The organism is Ferrimicrobium acidiphilum DSM 19497, assembly GCF_000949255.1.
Classification (GTDB): Bacteria; Actinomycetota; Acidimicrobiia; order Acidimicrobiales; family Acidimicrobiaceae; genus Ferrimicrobium; species Ferrimicrobium acidiphilum.
In genome coordinates this window covers 1-5,227 of the sequence record NZ_JXUW01000055.1, presented here as the reverse complement: position 1 = coordinate 5,227, position 5,227 = coordinate 1, and the positions used below count along the sequence as shown (strand labels likewise).

5 protein-coding genes are annotated in these 5,227 nt (G+C 56.9%); all 5 read left to right on the top strand.

All coding sequences use genetic code 11. The annotated features are described in order from the left end of the window. A partial coding sequence (locus FEAC_RS14270; protein WP_152623293.1) for an ISAs1 family transposase occupies positions 1-890 on the top strand: 890 nt, incomplete at its 5' end. A gap of 2 nt (positions 891-892) precedes the next feature. Then, on the top strand, positions 893-3,490 hold the full coding sequence (locus FEAC_RS14265; RefSeq protein WP_160290430.1) for an FtsX-like permease family protein: 2,598 nt from the start codon (positions 893-895) through the stop codon (positions 3,488-3,490). Then, the gene (locus tag FEAC_RS15725) at positions 3,487-3,639 is read left to right on the top strand and encodes a hypothetical protein (RefSeq protein WP_156099336.1); all 153 of its coding nucleotides are present in this window, start codon (positions 3,487-3,489) and stop codon (positions 3,637-3,639) included. Before FEAC_RS14265 ends, FEAC_RS15725 begins: the two co-directional genes overlap by 4 nt. A 696-nt stretch (positions 3,640-4,335) precedes the next feature. Next, on the top strand, positions 4,336-4,728 hold the full coding sequence (locus FEAC_RS14255; RefSeq protein WP_052566599.1) for an IS110 family transposase: 393 nt from the start codon (positions 4,336-4,338) through the stop codon (positions 4,726-4,728). Then, a partial coding sequence (locus FEAC_RS14250) for a transposase (protein WP_160290429.1) occupies positions 4,715-5,227 on the top strand: 513 nt, incomplete at its 3' end. The genes FEAC_RS14255 and FEAC_RS14250, both read left to right, overlap by 14 nt.

Here is a 5,227-nt window from a genome sequence, read left to right as displayed (position 1 = left end):
GTTCAAAGATGGAGAATGAATCTGAGACTGGTGACTCTGACACCGAGGGCAGCAATAGCATCGGTGCAGGAGAAGACCTTGTTGGAGTAGCTGTTGACGGCAAGACAGTTCGAGGAGCCAGGCGACCTGACGGCACCCAGGTTCAGTTGCTCTCAGCGCTTCGTCATGATACTGGAATGGTTATTGGTCAACGCAATGTAGAAAACGATAAGACGAACGAGATTCTCGCCTTTGCTCCATTGCTCGAACCTCTCGAGATCGTCGGCACGGTCATCACCGCTGATGCACTGCATGCCCAGAGAAAGGCTGCTAGCTTCATCGTCGAATCCAAGAAGGCTCACTACATCTTCGGTGTCAAGGGTAATCAGCCACGGTTGCACAATGCTGCAGTCATCGTAGGCGATGAGATCGATCGCGATCACCCAGAGTACGAGACATGCACACGCGGTCATGGCCGCATCGACCGTCATCGGGTCTGGAGTGCCCCGGTTCCTGCTTCGACAGAGTTTCCTCATGCGAATCTCTACATCATCGTCGAACGCGAGTCATCCACCCTCAATGACGTTCGCACCAGCATCGAGACCCGTTACTACGTCACAGACCTTACCGCAGACGACGCAGACCCTGAGCATCTCCTTCGACTCGTGAGAGACCACTGGTCGATCGAAAGCCTCCATTGGGTCCGCGACAACACCTTTGACGAGGACCGCTCACAAGTCCGTACCGGAACACTTCCTCGCATCCTTGCAACACTACGCAATCTAGCTATCGGAATCATACGTTATGCCGCGCCCCTAAGGGTCAACATCGCAGCGGCAACCCGCCAGCTTGCCCGTCAACCCGACACTACCCTTGATCTACTTGGAATCCCACCCCTACTTTGCAAATGACCGTGGGGGCAAGTGCGAGCTACCATGTTGTCGGAACGTATGCGATCCCAGATATCTCTACTCGGTATTGGTGGGATGAGGAGTTCTTCACATTTGGAGCCACTATTAGCCCAGTGACCTTGGATCCTATGTTCGTTTCACCCGGGTTCTTTGGGGGAAAGGCGGCCTTTGGTGCGACGACGGTTGGTGGTCTGAGCAGCTACGAAGGAGTCGACCGGGAGCTACAGATGTCGCTGCGGCCCGAAGTCGTCAATATCCACAACTATCAGCAGAGCGAATTAGTCACTGCACGCTATCGAACCCAGGTTGCGGCGCGGGAAGGTTTGACTGCCTCCTCCGGTCTTGCGTCACAAATTCGAGCGATCGTCGCCTCCCAACACTCAATGTCCACCCTCGTGACGGTTATCATATTGGAGCTGATCCTCCTCGGTCTCATCGTCTTTGGAACCCTCATCTGGCGGATGGCGCAATCGAGGATGGGTGAGTTTCGACTCGCTCAACTGAGAGGCGTTCGTCCCAGAGGTATCGTGGCGAGAGCAATTGGTGAACCACTCGTGGTGCTGGTGATCGCAGCCCCACTCGGGTTCCTCGGTGCCTACTTGACGGTATCGATCATAGGACGTACCTATTTTGCGGCTGGGACCAAGCTCTATATCTTGCCGACCACCTATCTTGCCGGCTTAGCTGTGATCGTGGCTGCCTTGGTGGTGACCGTGATCGCCGCAGTGACCGTCCTTCGCCGTGGGGTGCTTGAGGCGAGTCGCTCTGCGTTGCGCAACCATGGGCGTTTCCGGGCACTCATCGACGTGTTGATCGTGGTAATAGCCGCAGTCCTTACCGCACAGCTGGTGATCGCCCCAACTAACGGCAACAGCGTCGATCCCTTAGCCGGTGCCGCCCCAGCCCTCCTGGGGGCTGGGTTTGCCATCATAGTGATCGCATTGACCGGCCTCGCACTCCGAGGTGCTCGTCGTCTCACCCGCAAGGGACGCCGGATCTCGTGGTACCTGGCGGTTCGCCAACTTCGCGCCCGCTCCCCGATGTTGCGCCAGATCATCCCCTTTGGCATGGCACTAGCCCTTGTGGTCTTTGGCTACGGAGCCCAATCGGTGATTGCCCGTCATCGCAGTGATGTCGCTAGCTATGAGGTTGGAGCCGGCAAGGTACTCACCGTCTCGCTTCCGAAGCACTTAGGCCTCTCACGAGCAGTTGATCAGGCTGACCCAGGTGGTCATGAGGCGATGGCGGCTGAGCTCTATCGTTCCAAAACCGGCACCACGTTGGCACTACAGGCAAGCCGCTTTCAAGCAGTATCGTGGCCAGCTGCCCTCGATGCTGGCTCAGCTGCAACCATCGAGCATCGTCTTGTTCCCTTAGCGAGCAAGGCCTTGACCACGAACGCCTCGTCCTTGACCGTCACGGCTAATACGCGAGGAACGATCCCAGCGGGTGTCCAAGTCGAGTTGACCGTCTCCCTGTATGACGAAGCGCAGGCGACTCCTGATCTTCTCGTCATCCCCTTGTATGCGACCCCGACGACGAGGTCAGTATCGATCCCGTGTCGTATTGATGGCTGTCTCCTGTCTGGCATTGGCTATCTGGCGATCTCAAATGGCGGCGTGGTCAATCCGTCAGCAACCTTCTCAATTGAGATCGAGCATCTCGGGGGTATTAGAAATCCGAGTGGCTCCGGCGTGCTCGCCAGCGCCTGGAAAGCGGGCATCAATGCCCCCGTCAAGGTGGGTTCTTCACACCCCGGCCTCCTCTCCTTTACGGCCTACCCAGCTACCGGTGGCTCCGACATCGCTGTGGTACCTGCCAGTTACCCAACTTATCTCCCCGCCATCGTCAGCCAGAGTGTCAAAGCGACGCTATCGGCGAACTCCGTCTCAGCCGTTGGAACCGGTGTCACCGTCGGTCTCGATGGCAACCAGATCAACATCCGTCCCATCCTCACCCTCTCCTCCCTCCCCTCGGTCGGTGCCGATGCCAGTATTGTCGACCTCACCCAAGCCGAGCTAGCCCAAGACTCAGCCTCCTCGGCCAGCAACCAGGTCTGGCTCGCCAAAGGAGCCCCACCCTCGATCATCCATCGACTCCAGGGAGAAGGGGTCGTCATCGACTCTATCACCTCAGCCCATGCTTTGGCAGCTTCCTATGCCAATGAACCCCTTGGCTTAGCCGAACGACTCTTCCCAATCGCCGCAGCCGCCGGCATCGTGGTCGTCCTCCTTGGATTGGCCTTTGAGCTCCTCGTCGAGGGTCGAGGCAGAATCCCAGAGTTTGCCGCCATCCGAGTCCTTGGCCTCACAAGAGCCCGACTCGTCATCGGCTACATCCTGGAGGCAACCATCCTGGTGGTAGCTGCTGCTATCGCAGGTGTCGGAGCCGGGCTCCTCGGTGCTCGCCTAGCCCTACCAGCCCTGCCCGAGATCGACTCAGGACTTGATGGCCTCCACTTTGGCTACGCCCTCCCTGTACTTGGCGAGATCGCCATCGTCGCCGTGGTGCTCGTCGCCGCGATTGTCGTAGGCGCCATCGCTGCCCTTCGCATCGTTGGACGAGCAAGCTTTGATGAGTTACGAGCAGGTGACCGATGACCCATACCCAGCTTTCCATCCGAGTGGTGGGCCTCGTGCATCCCTATACCATTTCAGAGGGTGATGTCGTTGCCCTACGTGATGTCGATCTTGAGACACCCTCGAAGGGTCGTCACCCTACTTGGTCGCTCATGGCATGGGTAGGCTAACCCGTTGCGCCTGATTGCTGGCCTCTTTAACTGCTCAGCTTGACGGATCTTCCTCGGTGACAAAGACATCAGCCAATGCAAGCCCGGAGAGCTCGCCAAGTTCTGAGGCCGTCATGGAGTGGCGAACCCCAATTGATCCACCTCTAATGTGAGAGGACCGATCATAATAGATGCGGGAAGTGACAACCGATCCGGCTTTAGTCCTGATAAGCTAGCGCACACCACAGATGCATGTAATGCTTGTGCTATCCTTTGTACATCTGAAGAAACAGGTGCCAATTACTTCGAGAGCCACAACGATCCAACTGTTCAGGTAAAGCGACTGAGCAAGCGGATTGAAGCTCTCGGGTTTGAGGTCACCGTAACCGAGAGGGTTGCCTAGGCCAGAGCATCTCACAACGCAAAGACCAGCTCGCATCGTCGGATGCTTAGGTTTTGTCGTCCCAATTCTCCAGGTGGTGGGGCATTACACTTTAGTCCTGATGAACTAGCGAACACCACAAATGCATGTAATGCTTGTAGTGGACCGTCTCGTGAGTCATCGAACGTTTCTTGCAGCCTTGGTTGCGCGCCTTTAGTCTGATGCGGGGAATCAGGAGGACTAATTATTGTCGCCTCGAGCACGAACTTTAGATTTCGCTTTCTTGTAGTCCCCCATGGCGAGACGGCCCCTTGAAACACCAAGGAGGTGGTGAGATGAAGGAGATAGCAGATAAAGTGGGTGGCCTTGACGTCCACCGTGACACCGTCGTTGCGTGCACGCGAGTTCGAGAGCCAGATGGCATGGTTACCCTTTCCAAGGAGACGTTCAACACGACACGCAAAGGATTAGAGGACTTGGCCCGGTTCCTCGTCGATGCTGGAGTGTCAACCGTGGTGATGGAGGCAACCGGAGTGTATTGGAAGCCGGTGTACTACGCATTGGAGGGACTCTTCCCCCAACTCTGGCTCTGTAACGCACAACATGTGAAGAACGTACCTGGCAGAAAGACGGATCTCTCGGATGCCGAGTGGCTCGCAGATGTCGCAGCCCATGGCATGGTACGACCAAGCTTTGTGCCTCCACCTGAGATCCGTGAACTTTGCTGAGTTGACCCGATATCGCAAGACCCAGGTCGATGCCAGGGCGAGGGAGATCCAACGCCTCGAGAAGGTTCTCCAAGATGCTGGCATCAAGCTCACCTCGGTCGCCTCTGCGGTATGGAGCGCCTCATCGAGGAAGATCATCGAGGCCCTCATTGCGGGAGAACGAGATCCCGCAGTTCTGGCCCAGATGGCCAAGTCCAGGATGCGGGCCAAGATCCCTCAACTCGAGGAGGCACTCTATGGACACTTCGGAGCCCACCATGCCTTCGTCGCCAAACAGATCATCGACCATATCGACTATCTGGACTCTGCTATCGGGGCACTCACCCAAGAGATCTGCGAGCGTCTCCTCCCTTTTGAGCCTGCCGTCGCCTTGGTCGCATCTATTCCGGGAATCTCTACCATCACAGCTCAGGTGATCATAGCTGAGACTGGAGGTGATATGTCGAGGTTCCCAACTGCTGAACATCTATGTGCCTGGGCTGGACTAGCACCTGCTAGT